General features: G+C 42.1%; 16 protein-coding genes. 13 read left to right on the top strand and 3 right to left on the bottom strand.

Annotated features, from left to right (window positions below; translation table 11 throughout):
* Nucleotides 1-25 precede the first annotated feature (25 nt).
* From KQP79_RS14475 to KQP79_RS14435, 9 genes are all read left to right on the top strand, one after another.
* A complete protein-coding gene (locus KQP79_RS14475; protein ID WP_004309835.1) occupies nt 26-3,604 on the top strand; it encodes a SusC/RagA family TonB-linked outer membrane protein in 3,579 nt (1,192 codons plus the stop codon).
* A gap of 19 nt (nt 3,605-3,623) precedes the next feature.
* The gene (locus KQP79_RS14470) at nt 3,624-5,192 is read left to right on the top strand and encodes a RagB/SusD family nutrient uptake outer membrane protein (RefSeq protein ID WP_004309836.1); all 1,569 of its coding nucleotides are present in this window, start codon (nt 3,624-3,626) and stop codon (nt 5,190-5,192) included.
* Nucleotides 5,193-5,240: 48 nt separating this feature from the next.
* Nucleotides 5,241-6,314: a hypothetical protein gene (locus tag KQP79_RS14465; RefSeq protein WP_004309837.1), complete on the top strand. Its 1,074-nt coding sequence runs from the start codon at nt 5,241-5,243 to the stop codon at nt 6,312-6,314.
* Between the two features lie 101 nt (nt 6,315-6,415).
* Nucleotides 6,416-7,420, top strand: coding sequence for a TlpA family protein disulfide reductase (locus tag KQP79_RS14460; protein WP_004309838.1), 1,005 nt, complete (start codon nt 6,416-6,418; stop codon nt 7,418-7,420).
* 31 nt (nt 7,421-7,451) lie between these two features.
* On the top strand, nt 7,452-9,158 hold the full coding sequence (locus KQP79_RS14455) for a S8 family serine peptidase (protein ID WP_004309840.1): 1,707 nt from the start codon (nt 7,452-7,454) through the stop codon (nt 9,156-9,158).
* A gap of 9 nt (nt 9,159-9,167) precedes the next feature.
* Nucleotides 9,168-10,310, top strand: coding sequence for an aspartyl protease family protein (locus KQP79_RS14450; RefSeq protein ID WP_004309842.1), 1,143 nt, complete (start codon nt 9,168-9,170; stop codon nt 10,308-10,310).
* On the top strand, nt 10,297-11,472 hold the full coding sequence (locus KQP79_RS14445; protein WP_008775499.1) for a pepsin/retropepsin-like aspartic protease family protein: 1,176 nt from the start codon (nt 10,297-10,299) through the stop codon (nt 11,470-11,472). Before KQP79_RS14450 ends, KQP79_RS14445 begins: the two co-directional genes overlap by 14 nt.
* 20 nt (nt 11,473-11,492) lie before the next feature.
* On the top strand, nt 11,493-12,782 hold the full coding sequence (locus KQP79_RS14440; RefSeq protein WP_008775498.1) for a thioredoxin domain-containing protein: 1,290 nt from the start codon (nt 11,493-11,495) through the stop codon (nt 12,780-12,782).
* A 158-nt stretch (nt 12,783-12,940) separates the two neighbouring features.
* Nucleotides 12,941-15,370 (top strand): beta-N-acetylhexosaminidase, encoded by a 2,430-nt coding sequence (locus KQP79_RS14435; RefSeq protein WP_004309847.1) that lies wholly within the window; start codon nt 12,941-12,943, stop codon nt 15,368-15,370.
* A 169-nt stretch (nt 15,371-15,539) separates the two neighbouring features.
* On the opposite strand, the gene trxB is transcribed toward KQP79_RS14435, so the two are convergent.
* The 3 genes from trxB to KQP79_RS14420 are packed head-to-tail and all read right to left on the bottom strand — an operon-like array spanning nt 15,540 to nt 19,686.
* A complete protein-coding gene (trxB, locus tag KQP79_RS14430) occupies nt 15,540-16,490 on the bottom strand; it encodes a thioredoxin-disulfide reductase (protein ID WP_004309849.1) in 951 nt (316 codons plus the stop codon).
* A gap of 36 nt (nt 16,491-16,526) precedes the next feature.
* Nucleotides 16,527-17,174 (bottom strand): LolA-like putative outer membrane lipoprotein chaperone, encoded by a 648-nt coding sequence (locus tag KQP79_RS14425; RefSeq protein WP_004309851.1) that lies wholly within the window; start codon nt 17,172-17,174, stop codon nt 16,527-16,529.
* Between the two features lie 19 nt (nt 17,175-17,193).
* Nucleotides 17,194-19,686, bottom strand: a complete 2,493-nt coding sequence (locus KQP79_RS14420) for a DNA translocase FtsK (protein ID WP_004309853.1) — start codon at nt 19,684-19,686, stop codon at nt 17,194-17,196.
* A gap of 125 nt (nt 19,687-19,811) precedes the next feature.
* On the opposite strand from KQP79_RS14420, the gene KQP79_RS14415 reads away from it, so the two are divergent.
* The 4 genes from KQP79_RS14415 (at nt 19,812) to KQP79_RS14400 (ending at nt 24,040) form a co-directional block, all read left to right on the top strand.
* Complete coding sequence (locus tag KQP79_RS14415) at nt 19,812-20,477, top strand: DUF5063 domain-containing protein (protein ID WP_004304614.1); 666 nt, start codon at nt 19,812-19,814, stop codon at nt 20,475-20,477.
* 2 nt (nt 20,478-20,479) lie between these two features.
* Nucleotides 20,480-21,139, top strand: a complete 660-nt coding sequence (locus KQP79_RS14410) for a 3'-5' exonuclease (RefSeq protein ID WP_004301815.1) — start codon at nt 20,480-20,482, stop codon at nt 21,137-21,139.
* Nucleotides 21,140-21,202: 63 nt separating this feature from the next.
* A complete protein-coding gene (locus tag KQP79_RS14405) occupies nt 21,203-22,381 on the top strand; it encodes a class I SAM-dependent rRNA methyltransferase (RefSeq protein WP_004304613.1) in 1,179 nt (392 codons plus the stop codon).
* Between the two features lie 408 nt (nt 22,382-22,789).
* The gene (locus KQP79_RS14400; protein WP_004301812.1) at nt 22,790-24,040 is read left to right on the top strand and encodes a nucleoside permease; all 1,251 of its coding nucleotides are present in this window, start codon (nt 22,790-22,792) and stop codon (nt 24,038-24,040) included.
* The last annotated feature ends 1 nt before the right edge of the window (nt 24,041 follow it).

Here is a 24,041-nt window from a genome sequence, read left to right as displayed (position 1 = left end):
TAATACATAATATAACTAACGCATTATGAAAAAACGAGTAAAATCCCTGCCGTGGGTGGTATCTTATGCAAGCAGAAACTTTGTGAAGTTCTGTCTTTTATGGATATTCTCCCTTTCTTCACTCATGATTCAAGCACAGGACAATCAGAGAATCTCCATCGACTTGAGAGGAGAAACGCTGGAAGCAGCACTCTGGTATCTGCAGAATCGTACGAAATTTGTCTTTATGTATGGAACGGAAGACATTGCTAATGTGACCGATATCACCATCAAGGCAAAAGATAAGACAATTACTGAAATTCTGGATGAATGTCTGGAAGGCACTAACCTGACTTACGAAATCTCTGGTAGCGCAATTGTTATAAAGAAAAAGCAAAGCCAGAAAGTTACAATCAGTGGTTGGATTCGAGATGCCAGTGGCGAAGCATTACCCGGTGCCACTGTTACGATTCGAGGCTCCAAACATGGAGCCATCGCCGGATTGGACGGACATTATACTTTTAATATTCCGGCACAAGAGGGATTGATTCTAACTTTTTCTTTTATCGGAATGGAAAAGAAAACGTTGAAATATACAGGTAAGAAAACAATCAATGTCACTCTGACCAGTTCCAGTACGGAAATTGACGAAGTGGTGGTTACCGGTTATCAGAATATTCAACGCCGCGACCTTGTTGGTTCCATTACTACGATAAAAGCGAAAGACATTATAATACCTTCCTACACTACTATCGACCAAATGTTACAAGGACGTGTAGCAGGTATGGTGGTTACTAACTCAAGTAGTCGTGTAGGTACGGCGCCTAAGATCCAGATTCGAGGTACCAGTACGCTACAAGGAAATCGTGATCCATTGTGGGTAGTAGACGGTATTATTCAGGAAGATTTCCAAGTAACACTAGATAGCGGCGAACTGATGACTAAAAGTTTAAAGGATATCATCGGCAACCAGATTTCATGGCTAAACCCCGCTGACATCGAAAACATCACAATTTTGAAAGATGCTTCCGCCACTGCTATCTATGGTTCAAAAGCATCTAACGGTGTAATCGAAATCACAACCAAAAAGAATACCACTGACAGATTGACTGTGAACTATTCCGCCAACTTTAACATCGGGCAACGCCCTAATTATGGAATGTTCAACTTTATGAACTCTCAAGAACGCATCCGTTTCTCACAAGAGGCGTTCGATGCAGGAATCACTTACGCAACAATGCCTTATAAGGATCCTAACACCTATGAAGGTATATTACGGATGTTGCAGGAACATGACATTTCTGATATCGAATATAGAAAACTTTACAACGACATGGAAACCCGCAATACTGACTGGTTCAAACGCCTGACACGCCGTTCGTTCAGCCATAGTCACAACGTTAGTGTTTCCGGTGGAACGAACAAGTTTAGTTATTCGGCATCTATGGGATATAACAACAGCGAAGGTCAGGAAATAGGCAATGATAACGAACGTATGACAGGTCGCATCGCTCTGATGTTACGTCCGATAGAAAAACTGACTATCAGTATGACTTTAAACGGTAGCGTTTCTACTACTAACGGCTTTTTCGACGATATCAATCCAATGGGTTATGCTACCAATACAAACCGTATCATCGACCCGGATGCTTATTATATGCAAGAAAACGGATACTATTATAAAACAGGAAATAAAGAAACCCTTTCATACAATTTTATCAATGAACGGGACAACAGCGGTTCAAAAGCACGCTCCAACTTCATGTCCGCTTCCTTAGATGTCAACTGGCATGTCCTTGACTGGTTAACTTATCAATTTACAGGCGGTTATTCGACTAATAACAGTACAAATGAAAGCTGGGCTACCGAACACACGTACCACATTGCCAACCTGTATCGTGGTTACGATTTTAATTCTGTTACTCCCACCAGTGCCGATTTTAAAGCTGCACAGCTTCCATTCGGAGGTAGATTGTACACAAACGACAATAACCAGTATTCTTACAATATCCAGAACAAGCTACAATTCAGCAAAGCATTCAATCCTAATAACCGATTGAATGCGCTATTGGGTATGGAACTTCGCTCGTCTACAGCTAAAGGAACAGCCAATACAGTTTGGGGATATGTACCGGACAGAGGTGAACGTATTGTAGCGCCTACCATACCAAGCCAAGTAGTATCACCGGGCGGAAGTCCAACAGGCTGGGGAATATTAAAAGAACTTTATGACAGAGGTTGGAAAAGAACAAACAATACCAACAACTTCCTTTCGTTCTTCGCTACTTTTGCATACTCATTCAAGAATCGCTATGTAGTCAATGCCAATGTACGAAATGATGCTTCCAACGTTTTCGGACAGGATATCAATCACCGTATCGACCCGACTTATTCATTCGGTTTTTCCTGGAGAGCATCGGAAGAAGCTTTCTTCCAAAAGCATCTGAAATGGATCACAACACTCAATTTCAGAGGAACATTTGGTATTCAGGGAAACGCTTTGACACGTGAAAGTCCTGAACTAATCTTAAGTCAGAACGGAGTACAAGCAGGATATAATCGATATTACTCCACTATTAGCCAGATCCCCAATCCGTATCTCTCCTGGGAACGTACCAAAAACTGGAATTTCGGTGTGGACCTGGAACTGTTTCATATGTTTTATATGAATCTGGAATACTACACCCGACGTTCCAATGCGGTAATCACCGTAGATTTACCATTCGAATATGGAATTAACGACATGAAACGTAACGGCGGAATTATTTACAATCGGGGAATTGAATACACGTTATCATTCACACCTGTTCAGAAACGTGATTTCAGCCTGAATATTAACCTGAATGCCTCTAAAAACTGGAACAAAGGCGGAGAAACCACGATTGACAGAACCACGGGGATGTACTTGACCGGAAGCAACACCCAGATATTAAAAGAAGGATATCCGTTAAGCGGATTCTGGTCATATTCCTTTGCCGGTCTTGATGGAAGTAACGGCAAACCGATGTTCAACTATGTTGAAGTCCCGGAAGAAGAAAAAAGTAAAGGCATCGACCCGACCACTTACCTTGTATATTCCGGAGAAAAAGAGCCGTATTTCACCGGAGGTCTCGGTTTGAGTTTCCGCTACAAATCTTTGTCACTAAATACCAGCTTTTCCCTTTTGTTAGGTAGCAAAAAGCGTTTGACGTCACCTTACAATGATTTCCGAGGAGAACATAATATGATGCCCGATCCAACCAAGAATATAAACCGCGATTTATTGAATCGCTGGCAAAAAACAGGAGACGAAGCTTACACAAATATCCCCGGGTTGCCGATATGGCCATTAGGGATCGCTTGGACTTTGCCTAACACGGAGACCGCAGAATCACCCATTTATATGTGGGAAAAATCAGATGCTATGGTAGTCAGCGCTTCATTCCTGCGTTGCCGTAACATTGGATTATCCTGGCAGATGAAAAAAGAATGGTGCGACAAGATACATGCTAAAAACCTGTCTATTAACTTTAATATGGACAATGTATTTGTAATAGCCAGCAAACGTTTTAATGGTTTTGATCCGGAATTAGAAAACAGCATCATGCCACGTTCTTTCTCATTGGGACTTAATATAGGATTTTAAACAATAAACAAAGAGAGATATGAAACTTAAATATTTAATTTATACAATTACACTGACCGGCCTCACCGCTTGCGGAGATTTCTTAGAGCCAAAGTCACAGAGCCAATATATACCTAAAGACGCTAATGCATTGCAAGAGATGCTTATCGGAGAAGCCTATCCCCAACAAAAGGATACCAAATTTCTCAACTATCAGGAAATACTCGCAGATGATGTCGAGCAGAATCAGGTGGAAGGTTACGAATTCCCAGAAAACGACAAAGCAGATATGGAAATATTTGAGATACTGTATAGCTGGCAACCCAATATGTTCGAAATACGAGAAAAATTGGGACAACAAACAGTCAATACTTGGGAGAACCTTTATGAATATATTTTAGGAGCTAATGCCACACTTGACTATATTGACGAAGTATCCGGTACAGAAATTGAAAAGAATTATATTAAGGCACAATCCTATGCCCTACGGGCTTTTTATTATTATATGTTAGTCAATCAGTACGGACTTCCCTATAATTATAACAAAGAATCATTGGGAGTTCCTCTCAAGCTGGACAGTAAAATGAGAGATGATGACAATATATTGATGAGACGGAACACGGTAGAAGAAGTATACCGACAGATTGTTACCGACCTAAACGAAGCAGAACGTTTATTCCTAACTCTCTCCGCCACACAACAATATGAACCGAACTACCTTGTCAGTTTACCTATGGTACAATTATTAAAATCACGTGTAGCTCTATATATGGAAAATTGGGAAGAAGCTAAAACGTATGCGGAGAAAGTTATCAAAGATTGGAACTTCTCACTACGCGATCTGAATACTATTCCTGCACCGGAAGCAGGTATAAAAGAACCTTATTACACATTCAATACATATGATTCGCCGGAAGTCATCTGGAGTTATGGAACTATCAGAGACTTGACAGGTGAATACGAAGGTTATATCGATAAGAAAGATGAAAACAGCGATGAAGAAAAGACCAGAAGAATGTTCAAAGCAGCAGACGGGTTAATCAACAGTTTCTCAGAAGGTGACTTACGCAAAGACCGTTATATTACTAGGGAAATGCAATATAACGAGGCGGTTCCGGAGAACAGCACATTTTATGATACTTATCTCCCCTATGGCAAATATAAGACACTACGTTCTGTCCCCACTTCCGGAAGCAGTGATTATTTTGCACTCTCCTTCCGAATAGCAGAAGCTTATCTAAACTATGCAGAAGCCGCTGCCATGAGCCAAGCCGAAGGAGATGCCATCACCGCTATGAATACATTGCTGGAGAAACGATATGATAGAGGAAACGCACCGTCTTTTTCCGGATTGAGCGGAGATGCTTTGATCACCCAAATACGTGAAGAACGCAGAAAAGAACTTTGCTACGAAGGACAACGCTGGTTCGACTTACGTCGATATGGTATGCCTTCCATACAGCACAAATGGGAAGGCAAAGTTTATACACTAACAAAAAACGATCCTTCATACGTATTACCTATTCCTACAGAAGTGTTGCAAAGAAACTTATTATTGGAACAAAATCCGTTCGGACCGGAACGGACTGGAGTTCCTGTTACAAAATAACTATAAATATAAGAAATAATGATCGTCAATTTTAAACAACAGAGAATCATGAAGCCAATATATAATGTATGGATATTACTATTCTGTCTCACATTCTCGTCCTGTTATAATGAAGATATTATCAACCCGACACCAGATCCACTTGCACTTGCCGGAGGATTTGAGTTTCCGCAGGGAAATAATTCATGGGACAATGATGTTATGAAAATCTACCAAGACTTCGGAGTGAAAATAATATATAAAGATATCACAGAAAAAGATCTCAATAAAAATTGGACTAATGGTGGAGTCGGTAGTTCATCAAGAGTCTTCGAGAATTGTCTCAATGACGAAATGGGAGCATTTTATATTACTTTTATGAAGAACCACATTTTTCCTTACCTCAACCGGGAAGTTACGGATAGAGTATTTCCCATGTACTGGTATATGGTATACAATTATTCTGTATTTACTTCCATTATACCGGGAGTACTGGAATATTATGTTGCACTGCCCGAGCATGATGACGGCCAAACCGACTGCTGGATAACTTGTTTCTGGGGAGATAAAGCCCACAGTACTTACGATGACCCAATCACAGGATGGAAAACTCCTATTGCCGGCAATAAGGATAGTTTTACCATACGCCGCTTCAAAATAATTGATGAAGTTATAAATACAGCTATCGCCAACGGAAATATTATCATACCCGAAGATGAATTTGATGCAGGATTTGACCATTTAACTCCGATTGTCAGAAGTGAAGACATCGAAAGTAAAGCCGATCCTAATTATTATCTTAAAAGAGGCTATCCTGGTAATGTAAATTCATTATCAGGTAAACATTCTAAACCCGATTCCGATAATCCTCCAACAGCCAAAGAAACATTTATCGGCTATCTGCAAATAGCCATGCGTCATACCAAAGAAGAACGGGAAGTAATGTTTCCTTCGGCAACCTATCCATTTCTAAGCACTAAGTTCGATTTTGTGACAAACTATCTAAAAAAATATAATATTGATTTGGAAGCTATCGCCAAAGGACCGGAAGATTGGGATATTAAACCTTATCCGGAACTACCGAAAACTGATGAAGGAGATGGCGATGATGATGATCCTTGGGGAGACTGGGGAGATTGGTAAAGAAACTCTTCCATAACGATTAAGTTAGTCATTTCATTAAAGGATAGATAAAATAAGAATAAAGATATTTAGAATTTACCATATATTATAAACTCCAAATCATGAAATTAATAAGACTCTCATTGATATTATTGCTCTTATGCAGCACCACTCCTCTATGGAGCGACAGCGGACTTCAATTCAAAGGAAAGTTGAGACTACTCAAACCAACCACTTTGCAAGTTAAGGATTTGAATGGGAACCTCATTTTAAGTTGTCCTATTAACCAAAATGGAGTATTCGAAACCGAAAAAAAAGACATTATATCCGATGTATATACACTATATATTGGGAATACGGAGCAAAACATATACCTCGAAAACAGACCTGTAACCATTCATGGTTTTTTCGATGAAAAGAATCCCGAACAAAGTTCACTTTCATTCACCGGCATTGATCCGTTTCTGACTTTACAAAACTATATGCCGACCGAAAGAGATCCGGATAAAGCAACAATCCCGACTTCTGCCAAAGAGAAGCTGACATCTGCCATGGCATCCGCATTAGCTTATCTGGCAGATGTGAATGATTACCCATCCAACAAAATGTTATTGGATATGATACCGGAACAAGATAGGAATTCGTTGTCTGCCAAATGGTTAATCAACAAAGTAGAAGTCCTCTCCCACCAGATTATCGGTGCAGAATGTCCTGGTTTTACGTTCATTGACAACAATGGAAAGAGCATAGGTTTAAAGGACTTCCGTGGAAAAATTGTCGTACTGGATTTCTGTGCTTCCTGGTGTGGCCCTTGCCGCAAAGAGATGCGCAGTATGCTGACAATATACAATGATCTGAAAGCAGATGATTTAGAATTCATCAGTGTTTCGTTGGATGACAGCGAAGCAAAATGGAGAAAAATGCTGGATGAAGAAAAACTGCCGTGGGTGATGCTATGGGATAAAACAGGATTTCCCAAAAACAGCAAGACTCCAAGTGCTATTCAGACTGCTTACGGTTTCTACTCCATCCCTTTCCTTGTTGTCATTGACAAAGAAGGTAAACTCGCTGCACGTAATGTCCGAGGGGAACAAGTACGAGAAGCCATTTTAAAAATAAGACAATAAACAAACTATATAAATTATAACTCTTTCGACAATGAAGAAACTTATATTTCCAATCGTATGCTGTTTTATCAGCATGACAGTATCAGCCCAGTTAGTCAAACAGCAGGCAGAAACACAAAAAAAACAATCCGAACTGGACTGGTTTAACTGTTCTTTCGACCAGGACAGTGTATACGGAGCTGAAGTAAACAAAGCTTATGATTACTTGAATGCCAACAAAAAGAAAGCAAAGAAAAGACCGGTTGTTGCATTGATCGGAACAGGAATGGACGTAGAACACGAAGATCTGAAACAGGCTATCTGGGTGAATCCCAAAGAAAAACTAAACCAGAAAGACGATGACAAGAATGGTTGGATAGACGACATCAATGGTTGGAATTTCATCGGTGGCAAAGACGGTCAGGTCATGGAATCTCTGACACGCGAAGGAGAACGTGAATTTTTCCGTCTGAAAGATAAATATGCAGATTATATCTTTGACGGAAAGAAATATTATAAAATCATTAACGGAAAACGTCAGGAAGTACCCGCACCGGAAAATTTGGAAGAATACAATTACTATCGTTATAAAGTAATGCCTGAATCCAGAATCGGTGGTTCATACGGTGGACTGCAACTCTCTTATGTCATTGAAGAATATATTGAGAAGTTTGATAAGGACATGAAAAAGCGTTTCCCCGGAAAAGAGCTAACTGTCGATGATTTCCAGAGCTGCTATGATCCTAAGGCAGAAAGAGACAGCCTTTCTGAAATTGCTTTTGTTTTTACCGCTTATTCATTCAGCATTTACCAAACGGACAAATGGGATCTCGTATACCAAAGAATGGGGAAAAAAAGTGTGGAAACAGCTAAAACTTCCTATGAAGATGCTTTAAAGAAATACGGAACTGATAACCGGAAAGAAATTGTAGGTGATAATCCTCTGGATATTAACGACACGCATTACGGCAATAATGTACTGTTGACATCTGATGCGGCAACAGGCGTAATGAAGGCCGGCGTTATCGCAGCTAAACGTGACAACGGTATCGGAAGTAACGGTATTGCAGACAATGCAGAAATCATGACTTTACGCATCCACCCGGGAGAAGGAGAACCTTATTTAAAAGATATGGCACTGGCTATCCAGTATGCAGTAAACCATGGAGCGGATGTTATTTTATTGCCGGAACAAAATTCATTATACCCGGAAGAACAGAGACAATGGGTAGCAGATGCACTGAAAGAAGCTGAAAAGAAAGGAGCATTGGTAATAGTTCCGGTCTGGGATCTGTCAGCAGACATGGATAAAGACGAGTTTTTCCCTAACCGGAAGATGAGAAAAGACGGAGAACTTACCAATTTTATGGTGGTTGCTTCTTCAGACAAGAATGGAAATCCGGTATTGAACACCAATTACGGTGCAACTGCTCTCGATATTTATGCTCCGGGAACAGACATTTATTCATCTTATATGGGTGACACTTATCAAAAAGGAACTGGAGAAGGAATGGCTTCGGCTACTGTAGCCGGTGTAGCTGCCTTAGTGAAATCATATTTTCCTAAATTAACCGGCTCGCAAATCCGTGACATACTACTGAAGAGTGTCACTTCACGCAAAGGGGTGGAAGTGGAAAAAGGAATCCGCGTAAACGACAGTCCTTCACAAGACTTGTTCCTTTTCGATGATTTGTGTATTTCCGGAGGTATTGTAAACGCTTATCAGGCAATTTTGGAAGCAGAAAAAGTCAGCAAATAAAATTAGCTTATGAAGTATACGACTCGTATGATAGGAACCGTCGTCGCCTTTTGCATGGCGGTTCCTGTATTCGCCCAACAATATAAGGCAACCATACCTTACCGGATGGTAGGTGAAAAGATGATTATCGAAATGAAAGTGAACGGCACGGCACGTCCTTTCATATTTGATACGGGAGGACGTACGGCACTCACGACTCAAGCCTGCCAGGCACTGCAAATGGCAGCCACCGACTCGACTAAAGTAACGGATGTGAATAACGTGGAAAGCTATTACAAGACTACCCGGATAGAGAACCTGACTACCCCCGACCATGTTATTAATTTCAAAAATGCTCCGTCACTGGTCATTGATGAAGTAAAAGGCTGGGAATGTTTTGGAGTAGATGGCATCATCGGCAGTGATTTATTCGCCAACACCATTGTCACTATTGATTCACAAGCCAAAAATATTATAGTTACCTCTGCTGAAAAGCCATCGACAGTGTCTTTACGAAAGATGTTGAATTTCACCAAAGGGGGCGGTATGCCGATCGTCAGCGTACAGATAGCTCCGGTCAGCAATATAAATGTATTATTTGATACTGGTAGTCCCAGCCTGTTATCACTTATCGAAAGTGATTTTGAAAAAATCAAACCGGAAGCCTCTATGGAAGTGGTTTCCGAAGGGTATGGAGAAGGGAGTATCGGAGTATCCGGTCAGGCGGACAAAGCTTCTTCTTACAGGGTTCGTATTCCATTGCTATCAGTCGGAGCCACCAAATTCCGTAACGTAACAACCAGCACCAACAATCACCCTTACACATTATTGGGTGTCAAACTGTTGCAATACGGTAAAGTGACCATCGACTATCCACGCGGAAGATTCTATTTCGAAGCATTTCAACCGGACAATGAAATAAACAATCAAGGTAACAATTTTGACTTAACGGTCAAAGACGGAGATTTGTTTGTATCTACCGTATGGAGCAGTACGAAAGGTAAGATAGCAGTCGGAGACAAGGTAGTTAAAATCAATGGCAAACCTGCTAAGAAATATGACTTCTGCGAAAGTATTCTGAACGGAATACCGGAATTGAAAGAGAAAAAGAAGACGAAACTGACGATTGAGACAGCTTCCGGAGTAAAGGATATTATCTATGAAAAAGAATAATATGAAAAGTATAGGAATACTGACCGGCTTATGGCTGCTATTATTTCTAAACTGCGGACAAAGAATGGCAGCGCAAATCCGGAATAAGGTTTGCGACACCATTCCTTATGAGTTTATACAAGAGAAAATCATTATCCCCGTCACTGTTAACGGTATAAAAGTGAAATATATCGTCGATACGGGAGGAAGAACCGGAACGATGTATGATGCCGCAACGGAAATGAAAGCTACTGCCGCAGGATATATGCGTATCTCCGATGTGAATGCACAAGGCTCCAATTATCAGGAAGCGCACGTACAGAATGTTTCTATCGGGGAAAACTATAAAATCAAGCAGTTGAAGACGATGGTACTGCCTAAGAATCCATTCTTCACCGGACTAGGGGTTGTCGGTATTCTTGGAGGAGACGCTTTCGCACAGTCGGTAGTCACATTCGATTCCCGTTCTAAAATAATGGTTATCAATTATCCGTATCGTCCCGAAGGACTAAAAGTAACGGATGGGATTCCGCTGTTGGATGAGACGGATCATCACTCCATTGTCAATGTCCGCTTAGGGGACAATGACTTCAAGGTTCTGTTCGATACAGGTGCGGGAGGCTTTCTGCTTTATTCTACAGAAGATTATGAAAGGCTGTCTGACATTTCGAAAGTTACTAACCATGGATATGGTATCGTAGCTGCCGGAATAACAGGTCTAGGCAAGCCGGTGGATATAAAGAAGGTGACTGTTCCTCCTATCAACATCATGGGGAAAGAATTCACGAACGTGGGTAGTACGACCACAGTGATGAATGGAAGCATCATCGGGGTGGATTTACTGGAATACGGTAAAGTAATTATCGATTATATGCGCAGACGATTCTACTTTTTCCCGTTTGAAGAAGGAAAAACCGACATGGGCGGTGCTCCCGCTCTCTGGAACGTGAGTATTCTGCCACGCAATGACAGATTCGAAATTACAACGATCTGGGACAGCATGAAAGATAAAGTTGCTTTCGGCGACCAGGTGATTAACATCAACGGTACTTCTTTGGACGATTGTCCCATGAGCCAAATGGCTGTGGAAGATATCATGAACGCCATCCGCGGTGATACCGGTTATATTATTGTCAAGAAAGACAATCAAGAGAAAAAGATTGAAATCAGGAAAGAGAAATAAACTTTAAACAGAAAAAAGATATGAAGCGAATAATAACAAAGATGTATCTCTGTCTACTTGCATTTTGTATTGCCGGAGGAATCAGTGCACAGACACAGAACAGTATGACAGAGGTCATTCCATTCAAAACCATTGATGGAAAGATTATCGTAGAAGCCGCCATTAATGGCGAAGTGGCAGACTTCGTCCTCGATCTGTCAGGACATAACGCCCTGCTTCCTGAGGCTCTCAAGAAGTTACGCATCGACACGGGGAAGAACGGTACTTTTAGTGCTTATCAGGATTTTGTATTCAAACAAGTACCTGTTGGAAAAGTATATGAAATGGCAACAGTTGCTATTGGCAACAACACGTTTAACAACGATCTGCCTGCTTTCACTCTGGAAGACGAACCATATCTGCGCAAGCTGGGAGTGATGGGTGTATTAAGCGGTGCTATTTTCCGCACTTCCGTTCTGACTATTGATATGCAGCGGAAAAAACTCACAATTACGCAGCCCTATCGTCCTTCTTACATGAAATTAAACTACCGGGAGAACTTTGAGCTAATTACAGGATTAGGAATCGTATGTCCAATATCCATTCAGGGAAAACCCGTTTCTCTTGTTCTGGATACATGGAGCGAAGGATTAGTGAATCTTACCGAAAAAGATTTCAATACATGGAGCACACAATATACCAAAGGAACCAACCAAAAAGTTTCCAATGGATATAAAGAAGCGACTCAAGAAGAGGAAAGCCTCATCTTACCTGAAACCATGTTTGTAAAAACAAAGATTGAGGATGCCATGGCAGTGAAGAATCCATACCTGAAACGCTCCGTATTAGGCAAAAAGATACTGGACTACGGAATCATATCCATTGACTATATTCATCAGAAAATTTATTTCCAGCCGTTTGACATGGTTCCTATACCGGAAGCGGAAGCTAAAGTAACGGAAACTAAAGTTGAAGACGGTAAACTGAATCCGATTACCCGCCAATTCTTCCTCGAACACATCTTCGACTACAGAAAAGGGAACGATTTCGTTTATAATGGCGAGAAACCGGTTATAATTGATTTCTGGGCAACTTGGTGTGGACCTTGCATGCGCTTACTTCCGGAAATGGAAAAGCTGGCTGAAAAGTATAAAGGTAAAGTTGTATTCTACAAGGTTAATGCGGACAAAGAAAAGGATTTATGCAATCACTTCGGTGTACAGGCATTGCCTACCTTATTCTTCATACCTGCAGGCGGCAAACCGATTATTGAAGTCGGAGCTACTCCGGAGAAGTACGTACAAATCATCGAAGAGCAACTACTGAAATAAAAACTCTCTCTTAATTATATAACTACATTAATCTGAAACTTTAGCTAAAAGCCGGACATCATTCCGGCTTTTTTTATTTCCATATTATTGGAACTTATCATATAAACAAGTACATTTGCCCTGTCAAATCTATTTATAACTTAACACACATTTTGACCATGAAGAAAAGTATTTCTCTTCTTCTTTTGTCCTTGCTAATGATTACCCCCAGTTGCCAGAAGACAAAAGAAGCGGCGAACGAGTACAACATCGTTCCCAAACCCAACCAGATTCTTCCACAGGAAGGACGCTTTGAACTAAACAACAAAGTCTGCCTCGTAGTTCCCTCGGATGCTCCGGAAGTAAAAAGCATTGCCGACAGCCTGGCCGAACAACTAAAACTGACAGCAGGAATCTCCTTGAAAGAAGCTGAAAGTGCAGATGGAAAAACGGCGATCTCTTTTGTTGTACAGGAAGGTATGCCGAAAGAAGGTTATAAATTATCGGTCACTCCCAGTCTCATTACACTCACCGCTTCCCAGCCAAACGGATTCTTTTATGGAGTGCAGACTCTTTATCAGTTACTCCCTCCGGCAATTTACGGAAAGCAGTTGGATAAGAAAGCTGACTGGTCGGTTCCTGCCGTAGAAATTGAAGATTCACCCCGTTTTGTTCATCGCGGACTCATGTTGGATGTTTGCCGCCATTATGTACCGATTGACTACATTTACAAGTTTATCGACTTACTGGCTATGAACAAGATGAATGTCTTCCACTGGCATTTGACAGACGATCAGGGATGGAGAATCGAGATCAAGAAATATCCCAAATTGACGGGAATCGGTTCCAAACGTGAAAAGACATTAGTAGACTATTACTATGTAAACTATCCGCAAGTATTCGACGGAAAAGAACATGGAGGTTATTATACGCAGGAGCAAATCAAAGATGTAGTGGCTTATGCTGCAAGTAAATACATCAATGTTGTTCCCGAAATAGAAATGCCGGGACATGCATTGGCTGCACTTGCCGCCTATCCGGAATTGTCATGCGACTCTACACAGACTTACAAAGTATCTCCTACCTGGGGAGTATTCGAACAGGTATTCTGTCCGAGTGAAACGACTTTCAAATTCTTTGAAGGAGTGATGGATGAAGTTATAGAATTATTCCCCAGCGAATACATTCACATCGGTGGCGATGAATGTCCCAAGACAGCGTGGAAGAACAGTGCTTTCTGCCAGCAGTTAATCCGCCAGTTAGGGTTGAAAGATGATACAACTCCCAGTAAGATAGACGGAATAAAGCACAGCAAAGAAGATAAGTTGCAGAGCTATTTCGTTACCCGTATGGAGAAATACCTGAATAGCAAAGGCAAAAACATCATTGGCTGGGATGAAATTCTCGAAGGTGGTCTGGCTCCCAATGCGACTGTTATGTCATGGCGCGGTGTAGAAGGCGGTATGAACGCAGCCAAAGCAGGGCATAATGCCATCATGACTCCGAGTCCTTATGTATATCTGGACTACTATCAGGAAGAGCCGGAAATTGCTCCGACTACTATTGGCGGATACAATACCTTGAAGAAAACATATAGCTATAACCCTGTTCCGGACGACGCTGACGAGCTTGCCAAGAAGCATATCATCGGAATACAAGGTAATATTTGGAGAGAATATATGCAGACTTCAGAACGTACAGACTACCAAGCTTTCCCACGTGCAATGGCTATCGCCGAAACGGCCTGGACACAAAACGCAAACAAAGACTGGAAGAATTTCTGCGAACGGATGGTGACTGAATTTGAACGTTTGAAAGTTATGAACACCCAACCTTGTCTCAACTTCTATGACGTAAATATAAATACGCACGCAGATGAAAACGGCCCTTTAATGGTATTGCTGGAAAGTTTCTACCCGAATGCGGAAATCCGGTATACAACGGACGGCAGCGAACCGTCCAAAGTGTCCATCTTATATGAAAAGCCTTTCGTTCTTGAAGGTAATATCGACCTGAAAGCCGCTGCTTTCAAAGACGGAAAGATGTTGGGCAAAGTAGCTCACAAGCCACTGTATGGCAATTTATTGACAGGAAAGTCCTATACGGTTAATTATACGATGGGATGGACAGGCGATATATTCGATGAAAACGATGTATTAGGAGCTGACAAAACCACCTTTGGACTGACCAACGGCAAACGAGGCAATAATGCTTCTTATACTCCGTGGTGTAGTTTTGGCATCGTGGAGGGTAAGGACTTGGAATTTATCGTTCATCTGGATAAACCGACACAAGTCAGCAAAGTTATTTTCGGTTCTTTATTCAATCCTGCCATGAGAATTCTTCCTGCAGAAGGAGTTGCTGTAGAAGTATCAGCAGACGGCAAGCAATACACACGGATAGCCGAAAAAGCTTTGAAACACGATTATCCGGAAACAGGAAGAATTGCATTCACCGATTCCATTGAATTTGAACCGGCACAGGCTACATTCCTGAAAGTCAAAATCAAGAATGGCGGCACACTGCGTAATGGTGTCAACTTTGAAAAGAATAACGGGCCGGAAATCATTCCTGCCGAATTATGGATAGATGAAATAGAAGCGTATTAACCAAAGACAATCGACAAATATTGTTCGAAAAGCTTTGAGTTTATAAAATAAAGGGGAGCAAGACTCCCCTCTCAACAAAATCACCCACGCTACAGATTAAACTCTAGCGTGGGTGATTTTCATATTCATAAGGGTTTTAATACCCTCCTATGGTCGGATATAAACCGGATTAAATGAGTCCTTTGGCAGAAAGATAACGTTCTGCTTCCAAAGCAGCTTTGCAACCACTTCCCGCAGCCGTAATAGCCTGACGATAATGCGGATCGGCAACATCTCCTGCCGCAAAAACTCCGGGAACTTTTGTACGAGGACTATCACCTTCCGTGATGATATAACCCACTTCGTCCGTATCAACATATTCTTTAAATATTTCAGTATTCGGTTGATGTCCGATAGCCAGGAAGAAACCGTCGATAGGCAAGCTGTAACGTTCTTCATCCGGTTCGCCCCAACGTTTCACCAGATTTACACCTTCTACCCCATTGTCGCCAAACAAACCAACTGCGTTGTGTTCAAAAAGAACTTCTATTTTCTCGTGGTTCATTACTCGTTCCTGCATAATCTTCGATGCGCGCAGGAAAGGTTTGCGGACAATCAGATATACTTTGGATGCAAGTCCGGCAAGATAAACAGCTTCTTCACACGCTGTATCACCGCCACCGACTACAGCTACAACTTTCTTACGATAGAAAAATCCGTCACAAGTAGCGCAAGCACTTACCCCCATTCCGGCATATTTCTTCTCATCCTCCAGTCCCAGATATTTAGCAGTAGCTCCGGTAGCAATAATCAATGATTCTGTTTCAATAACCTTATCACCGTCGATTGTTATTTTATAAGGAGCTTTGCTCAAATCGGCCGCCGTAGCAATACCGAAACGAATGTCTGTTCCGAAACGGCTTGCTTGTGCACGCAAGTCTTCCATCAACTGCGGACCACTGATTCCTTCCGGATAACCGGGGAAGTTCTCCACATCCGTAGTAGTAGTCAACTGGCCACCCGGTTGCAATCCTTCATAAAGTACCGGACATAAATTTGCACGTCCTGCATAAATCGCTGCCGTATATCCGGCAGGTCCTGAACCTATAATCAGGCATTTTACTTTTTCTATTTCTGCCATTTTAATTTATCTTTTTCGTTTTGTTATAAACGTATATTATCTCAAATCTATCACTTCCGCATTGGGATATTGCTTTTTATCAAACGTAAAAACCTGATCCGCATAATTCTGCTTTGTCTGATAACTTGTAATGGTTATCTCATTACGTGTCTGTTGACCACGCTGTTGAAGCAAAATATACAAAGGTTCATAAGTATCCTTCGTCACAAAAAGAGTGATACGTTCCAACTCCTGTTTCTTATCTCTGGCAGTCAAAACGACTTCCCAAACAGCTTTTCCACGATACATCTTAGTTGCTCCCAACTTATAAGAGAATCCTTTCTGATACATATATAGAAATGTATACGGATTAATCTGCTGCAACTCTTCCTGTGTCGGATTGCTGACGTTCACTTCATCATTCTTTGTCATATAACTCCACTGCGTTTTTCCATCAAACCAAGTGATGATATCCGACGTTTTCAGTACGAATTTCTCTCCTTTCAACTGAATCGTTCCATTTTCAACACCTTCTACCAGACCGTTCGTCACAGCCTTTACAGTAAAATCGGCCTTTACACCACCTGCTTTACGAAACGCCTCTGCCGTCTTATCAAGAATGACTTTAGCCTGCGACTGCTGTTGTTGGGCAATCACAGGCAAAGACAGTAAAGCTATTAAAACACTAAAAATGTATTTTCTCATTTGATTAATAAACGAACGGTTACTGTAAATTGTTCAATCGCATTTCAAGATCATTATCATCCATGCACAAGACATCGCGTGCCTTGCTTCCCTGGGTAGGGCCTACGATTCCCGCTTTTTCGAGTTGGTCCATAATACGTCCGGCACGGTTGTAACCGATAGCGAATTTACGCTGAATTAACGAAGTGGAACCTTGCTGATGGATCACTACCAGTCGGGCTGCATCTTCGAACAACGGATCAAGCCGTCCCATATCAATATCTCCTACTTCACTACCACCATCTTCGCTCACGAACTCTGGCAGGAAGAACGGAGTAGGATAACTTTGCTGACGGGCAATAAACTTCGTAATTTCCTCCACTTCCGGCGTATCGATAAAGGCACACTGCACACGCACCGGATCGGCTCCCTGCAAGAAGAGCATATCCCCCTTACCAATCAAACGGTTAGCACCCGGACGGTCGAGAATAGTACGGGAGTCCATCATGGCAGATACACGGAATGCGATACGTGCCGGGAAGTTGGCTTTGATCGTACCTGTAATAATATTAGTAGTCGGACGCTGTGTAGCGATAATCATGTGGATGCCGACAGCACGCGCCAACTGTGCAATACGGGCAATCGGAAGTTCCACTTCCTTACCGGCGGTCATAATCAAATCTCCGAACTCGTCAATCACCACTACGATATACGGCATAAACTTATGTCCCTTTTCCGGATTCAGGCGGCGGTTGATAAATTTCTCGTTATATTCTTTGATATTACGCACATGTGCCATCTTCAAAAGGTCATAACGGGTATCCATCTCCACACAAACCGAGTTCAGGGTTTGCACTACTTTCGTTACGTCCGTAATAATCGGTTCGCCTCCATCAGGAAGTTTGGCAAGGAAGTGATTTTCAATCACCGAATAGATGCTGAATTCTACTTTCTTCGGGTCGACCAGTACAAACTTCAATTCTGCCGGATGCTTCTTATATAATAAGGAAGTGATAATGGCATTCAAACCGACTGATTTACCCTGACCGGTTGCACCTGCCACCAATACGTGCGGCATCTTGCAAAGGTCGAACATAAAGACTTCGTTCGTGATCGTCTTACCCAATACAATAGGCAAGTCATATTTGGATTCCTGGAATTTCTTGCTTCCGATCACACTCTGTCCGGAAACAATCTTCGGATTCTTGTTCGGTACTTCAATACCGATGGTTCCTTTACCCGGTATCGGAGCAATAATACGGATACCATCAGCGGAAAGGCTCAATGCGATATCATCTTCCAAACCACGGATTTTAGAAATACGTACTCCCTGTTCCGGAGTAATTTCATATAGAGTTACCGTAGGTCCCACAGTTGCTTTAATCGTACTGATTTCGATTCCGAAGCTGCGCAATGTATTGATGATGCGGTCTTTATTTGCATTCTGCTCGTCCATGTCAATCGTCGGATCATCATTTTCAAAATGCTTCATCAAATCGATAGTCGGGAAACGGTAGTTTTCCAAGTCCTTAGTAGGATTATACGGTTCGAGTTCAGGTCCTTGGTATTCTTCTTCCGAAGCTGCCGGTTCCACCTCAAATCCGGGTTCCGCCTCTTCCAAAGAGTCTTCCTGCACAATAGGAACAGGATTGGAAACAGTCGGTTCAAATACCATAGTCACTCCTTCACTTTCGTCAGATACGGAAGTATCTTCCTTTTCCGGTTTATTAATAGGAAAGTCGTCTTCAGGTTCTTCAGCCTGAATATCCATCACTGGTGCCGGAGGAGGTGTCTGTTTATACGTCCGTTTCAAATTGAACTCCACTTCTTGCGGTTGGGAGGTCGTAAATTCCGGATCTCCTTCTCCTTCCGGAACATTCTCCTTTTCTTCTTTCTTTTCGCGTTTCAGGAAACTCAATGCGAAGAGTTTACGCAACCAGATGACGGTACGTGCACTTATATATATGAAGAAACAGATAGCCGTTATCAACAGGATCATCCACACACCGGGTACTCCAACTTGCGAAATCAGCCAACGACTGACATTATATCCGTGCATACCTCCCAAATAAATGAAGGAATCCTGATAATGATCCATAAAGGCAAATCCGAAGAATACGGAGAACCAGACCAGCAAGAGTGTGCAGCCGATAAACCACTTCCACAGACGTACAACACGTACACGCATTAACTTCAATCCTGCCACTGCCAGGAAAACAAGTATGAAGAAAGAGGAAACGCCGAAACAGTCATTAATCAGATAACTGGCCAACTGCGCTCCGCGTGAACCTGCATAATTCTTCACTTGATTATTAACAGCTGCCAAATCTGCCGAACTGCCACTATCAATAATACTTTGATCGGCAGCCCCCGTGAAGAAGAAGGAAGAAAAAGCCAACAACAGGTAAACGGAAAAGATGACCAGCATCAATCCGATTACAAAATGAATGGTTTCATTCTTAAATACAGCCAAAATTTTACTGGGGGAAGAGGGAGTACGTTCCGCCTCCTTATCTAATTTCTTCTTTGCCATGAGTCTTTAATTCTTTTTTATAAAACTGGAATGAGATTCTAAGCTGCAAAAATAATAAAAAAATAACGAGCACTACGCTCATTCAATCCTTTTTCTTACCTTTGCGTTTCAAATCAATATAGATCATGGAAAAAGAAAGCCAAACGATATTTGATAAAAACGTAATTGAGTTCGTAACGGTAGCTGCCGAATTTTGTGCATTTCTCGAACGTGCCGAACGCATGAAGCGTAGCACTTTCGTTGATACATCATTAAAAATACTTCCCCTACTCTATCTCAAAGCATCTATGCTGCCCAAATGTGAGACTATCGGGGACGAAGCACTTGAAACGTATGTCACAGAAGAGATTTACGAAATTCTGCGTATCAACCTTTCCGGATTGATGGCTGACAAGGATGATTATCTGGACGTATTCGTGCAAGATATGGTGTATAGCGACCAACCTATCAAGAAGTCTATATCGGAAGACCTGGCCGACATTTATCAGGATATTAAAGATTTCATATTTGTCTTCCAACTGGGACTGAACGAAACAATGAATGATTCATTGGCCATCTGCCAGGAAAACTTCGGTACACTGTGGGGACAGAAACTGGTAAACACACTTCGCGCCCTTCATGACGTGAAATACAACCAGGAGGAAGAAGAAGAGGAAGTAGGTAATGAAGAAGGATTTTACGAACCAAGCGACGACAACGATTGTTGTGAAGAAGATGGCTGTCATTGCCACGATGATGATTGCCACTGTCACGAAGACGGTTGCCATTGCCACGATGATGAATTAAAATAAAAATGATTGTAAGAAGAACCATAGATAAAGATGAACTAAAAGAACTCCCGAAAACAGTCTTTCCGGGACGTATTTATGTTATCCAGTCGGAAGCTGAAACGGAAAAAGCTGTAGCTTACCTCCAATCCAGACCAGTGATAGGTATCGACAGCGAAACTCGCCCTTCCTTTACCAAAGGACAATCGCACAAAGTAGCACTTCTCCAGATTTCTTCCGAAGAATGCTGTTTCTTATTCCGGCTCAATATGACGGGATTGACTCAGCCATTGGTTGACTTGTTAGAAAATCCGGCTGTAATCAAAGTGGGACTTTCACTGAAAGACGACTTTATGATGCTGCACAAACGTGCACCTTTCACCCAACAAAGCTGTATCGAATTACAGGACTATGTGCGTCAATTCGGAATACAGGACAAAAGTCTGCAAAAGATTTACGCCATCTTATTCAAAGAAAAAATATCCAAATCACAACGCTTGTCCAACTGGGAAGCTGATGTATTAAGTGACGGACAGAAACAATACGCTGCTACCGATGCATGGGCATGCCTCAATATCTACAATCTGTTGCAAGAACTGAAACAGACGGGAGATTGGGAGGTTTCTCCGCTGACAGCTACTGTCTCTCCCGCGGAAGAAGTGATAAGTAATAAAATAAGTGATTAATAACCAATAATAAAACGATCTGAAGCCCTCCCCCTTGGGAGAGGGTTGAGGAAAGACTACATTATGCATAAAGTATATCTCAAACCTGGTAAAGAAGATTCTCTTAAGAGATTCCACCCCTGGATTTTTTCCGGTGCTATCGCTCGTTTTGACGGAGAGCCCGATGAAGGTGAAGTTGTAGAAGTGTACACCTCAAAAAAAGAATTTATTGCCGAAGGACATTTCCAGATCGGAAGTATTGCTGTGCGCGTACTGTCTTTCCGCCAGGAACCTATCGATCACGATTTTTGGAAACGCAAACTGGAAATTGCATACGATATGCGCCGCAGTATCGGCATCGCCACTAATCCGACCAACAACACTTACCGTCTCGTTCACGGTGAAGGAGACAATCTCCCCGGACTGGTGATTGACGTTTATGCCAAAACCGCTGTTATGCAGGCACACTCTGCGGGAATGCATGTAGACCGCATGACAATTGCCGAAGCTTTATCCGAAGTAATGGGTGACAAGATCGAAAATATCTATTATAAATCAGAAACAACTCTTCCTTTTAAGGCAGACCTTTTCCCCGAAAACGGTTTTCTGAAAGGAGGAAGCAGTGATAATATCGCACAAGAATATGGCTTGAAGTTCCATGTGGACTGGCTGAAAGGTCAGAAGACCGGATTCTTTGTAGATCAGCGTGAAAACCGTTCTTTGCTGGAACGTTACGCCAAAGACCGTTCGGTACTGAATATGTTCTGCTACACCGGCGGATTCTCATTCTACGCCATGCGCGGAGGTGCGAAACTCGTGCACTCTGTCGACAGTTCAGCCAAAGCGATTGATCTGACTAACAAAAACGTGGAATTAAACTTCCCCGGTGATTCCCGCCACGAGGCGTTTGCCGAGGACGCTTTCAAATATCTCGACCGCATGGGCGACCAGTATGATTTAATCATCCTTGATCCGCCCGCATTCGCCAAACATAAAGATGCACTGCGGAATGCTTTGCAAGGTTACCGTAAACTGAACGCCAAAGCATTCGAGAAAATCAAACCAGGCGGTATCCTGTTTACTTTCTCTTGTTCGCAAGTGGTAAGCAAAGACAATTTCCGTACTGCCGTATTTACCGCAGCAGCCATGTCAGGGCGTAGCGTACGCATTCTACACCAGCTGACTCAACCGGCCGACCATCCGGTAAACATCTATCATCCCGAAGGAGAATATCTGAAAGGATTGGTACTCTACGTAGAATAACCGGCAAGGTGCCGGAACCAAGTTTCCATTCGGATATCAGACATTTCTCCGGAAGTATGGCTGATTAGAGAGGGCAGTAACAGAAAAACGGAAGATTCAAAGTTAATTAGAGTTAACAAATAGAATATTTTCGAGAAAACATTATGTTGTATAACATAAACCCTATATCTTTGCACTGTGTTTTTCATGGTATTAGATTTAAGGTTAACAAAGATTGGCTGTCTGGGATAGATAGCCTTCTTTTTTTTATACCCCCTTCATTTGTTTTTTCACACCCAAATCTCATCTTTTCTTCGCATTTATGCCATTTTTATCCCCTTTTTATCAAATTACTTATCCACCTATTCAACGAAAATATTATATTTGCAAGGTTTATGAATGTGAAGAGAAACACAAATTAAAAAAGTCATGAGTATAAAAGTTCGTTTGATTATTATGAACTTCCTGCAATTCTTTGTATGGGGGTCATGGTTAATATCATTAGGTGGTTATATGGGAAGAGAACTTCATTTTGAAGGAGGACAAATCGGAGCCATTTTCGCCACCATGGGGATTGCCTCTTTGGTAATGCCGGGTATTATCGGTATTATTGCCGATAAATGGTTTAATGCAGAACGTTTATACGGACTTTGCCATATTGCAGGAGCAGGATGTCTCTTCTACGCTTCCACCGCAACGGGATACGACCAGATGTATTGGGCCATGTTACTCAACCTGTTGGTATATATGCCCACTTTATCCCTCGCCAACACGGTATCGTACAATGCACTGGAGCAATACAAATGTGACCTGATTAAAGACTTCCCTCCTATCCGCGTATGGGGAACAATCGGTTTTATTTGTGCCATGTGGGCTGTCGACCTTACCGGATTCAAGAATTCAAGTGCACAACTTTATGTAGGAGGTGCTTCCGCATTGCTACTCGGACTTTATTCATTTACGCTCCCGGCCTGTCGACCGGCTAAATCTGAAAACAAATCATGGCTCTCCGCTTTCGGACTGGATGCGCTGGTGTTATTCAAGAAAAAGAAAATGGCTATTTTCTTCCTTTTCTCCATGCTTCTAGGTGCAGCATTGCAGATTACGAATACTTACGGCGACCTTTTCCTAGGCAGTTTTGCCAGCATCCCTGAATATGCAGATTCTTTCGGAGTGAAACATTCAGTCATCCTGTTATCCATTTCACAGATGTCCGAAACATTGTTTATTCTTGCCATACCTTTCTTCCTGCGTCATTTCGGAATCAAACAAGTCATGCTAATCAGTATGTTCGCTTGGGTGTTCCGGTTCGGCCTGTTCGGTTTTGGAGATCCGGGATCAGGACTATGGATGCTGATCCTTTCCATGATTGTTTATGGTATGGCCTTTGATTTCTTCAACATTTCCGGTTCGTTGTTTGTTGAACAAGAAGCCAAATCTTCTATCCGTGCCAGTGCACAGGGCTTGTTCTTTATGATGACTAACGGATTGGGAGCCATCATGGGCGGATATGCCAGCGGTGCGGTAGTTGATGCATTCTCTGTATATGCCGACGGCAGACTGGTGAGTCGCGAATGGATGAACATTTGGCTGATCTTTGCCGCTTATGCGCTGGTAATCGGCATTCTGTTTGCCTTGGTATTCAAGTACAAACACCAGCAGGAGAGTAAAACAAATTAAG

Source organism: Bacteroides sp. DH3716P (genome assembly GCF_025914115.1).
Lineage (GTDB): Bacteria > Bacteroidota > Bacteroidia > Bacteroidales > Bacteroidaceae > Bacteroides > Bacteroides ovatus.
Note: the sequence above shows the minus strand (reverse complement) of the source record. Positions and strands in the feature narration are given on the sequence as shown.

Coding starts and splice junctions, on each gene's coding strand:
- KQP79_RS14475 (WP_004309835.1), top strand. CDS start 26: ATGAAAAAACGAGTAAAATCCCTGCCGTGGGTGGTATCTTATGCAAGC.
- KQP79_RS14470 (WP_004309836.1), top strand. CDS start 3,624: ATGAAACTTAAATATTTAATTTATACAATTACACTGACCGGCCTCACC.
- KQP79_RS14465 (WP_004309837.1), top strand. CDS start 5,241: ATGAAGCCAATATATAATGTATGGATATTACTATTCTGTCTCACATTC.
- KQP79_RS14460 (WP_004309838.1), top strand. CDS start 6,416: ATGAAATTAATAAGACTCTCATTGATATTATTGCTCTTATGCAGCACC.
- KQP79_RS14455 (WP_004309840.1), top strand. CDS start 7,452: ATGAAGAAACTTATATTTCCAATCGTATGCTGTTTTATCAGCATGACA.
- KQP79_RS14450 (WP_004309842.1), top strand. CDS start 9,168: ATGAAGTATACGACTCGTATGATAGGAACCGTCGTCGCCTTTTGCATG.
- KQP79_RS14445 (WP_008775499.1), top strand. CDS start 10,297: ATGAAAAAGAATAATATGAAAAGTATAGGAATACTGACCGGCTTATGG.
- KQP79_RS14440 (WP_008775498.1), top strand. CDS start 11,493: ATGAAGCGAATAATAACAAAGATGTATCTCTGTCTACTTGCATTTTGT.
- KQP79_RS14435 (WP_004309847.1), top strand. CDS start 12,941: ATGAAGAAAAGTATTTCTCTTCTTCTTTTGTCCTTGCTAATGATTACC.
- trxB (WP_004309849.1), bottom strand. CDS start 16,490: ATGGCAGAAATAGAAAAAGTAAAATGCCTGATTATAGGTTCAGGACCT.
- KQP79_RS14425 (WP_004309851.1), bottom strand. CDS start 17,174: ATGAGAAAATACATTTTTAGTGTTTTAATAGCTTTACTGTCTTTGCCT.
- KQP79_RS14420 (WP_004309853.1), bottom strand. CDS start 19,686: ATGGCAAAGAAGAAATTAGATAAGGAGGCGGAACGTACTCCCTCTTCC.
- KQP79_RS14415 (WP_004304614.1), top strand. CDS start 19,812: ATGGAAAAAGAAAGCCAAACGATATTTGATAAAAACGTAATTGAGTTC.
- KQP79_RS14410 (WP_004301815.1), top strand. CDS start 20,480: ATGATTGTAAGAAGAACCATAGATAAAGATGAACTAAAAGAACTCCCG.
- KQP79_RS14405 (WP_004304613.1), top strand. CDS start 21,203: ATGCATAAAGTATATCTCAAACCTGGTAAAGAAGATTCTCTTAAGAGA.
- KQP79_RS14400 (WP_004301812.1), top strand. CDS start 22,790: ATGAGTATAAAAGTTCGTTTGATTATTATGAACTTCCTGCAATTCTTT.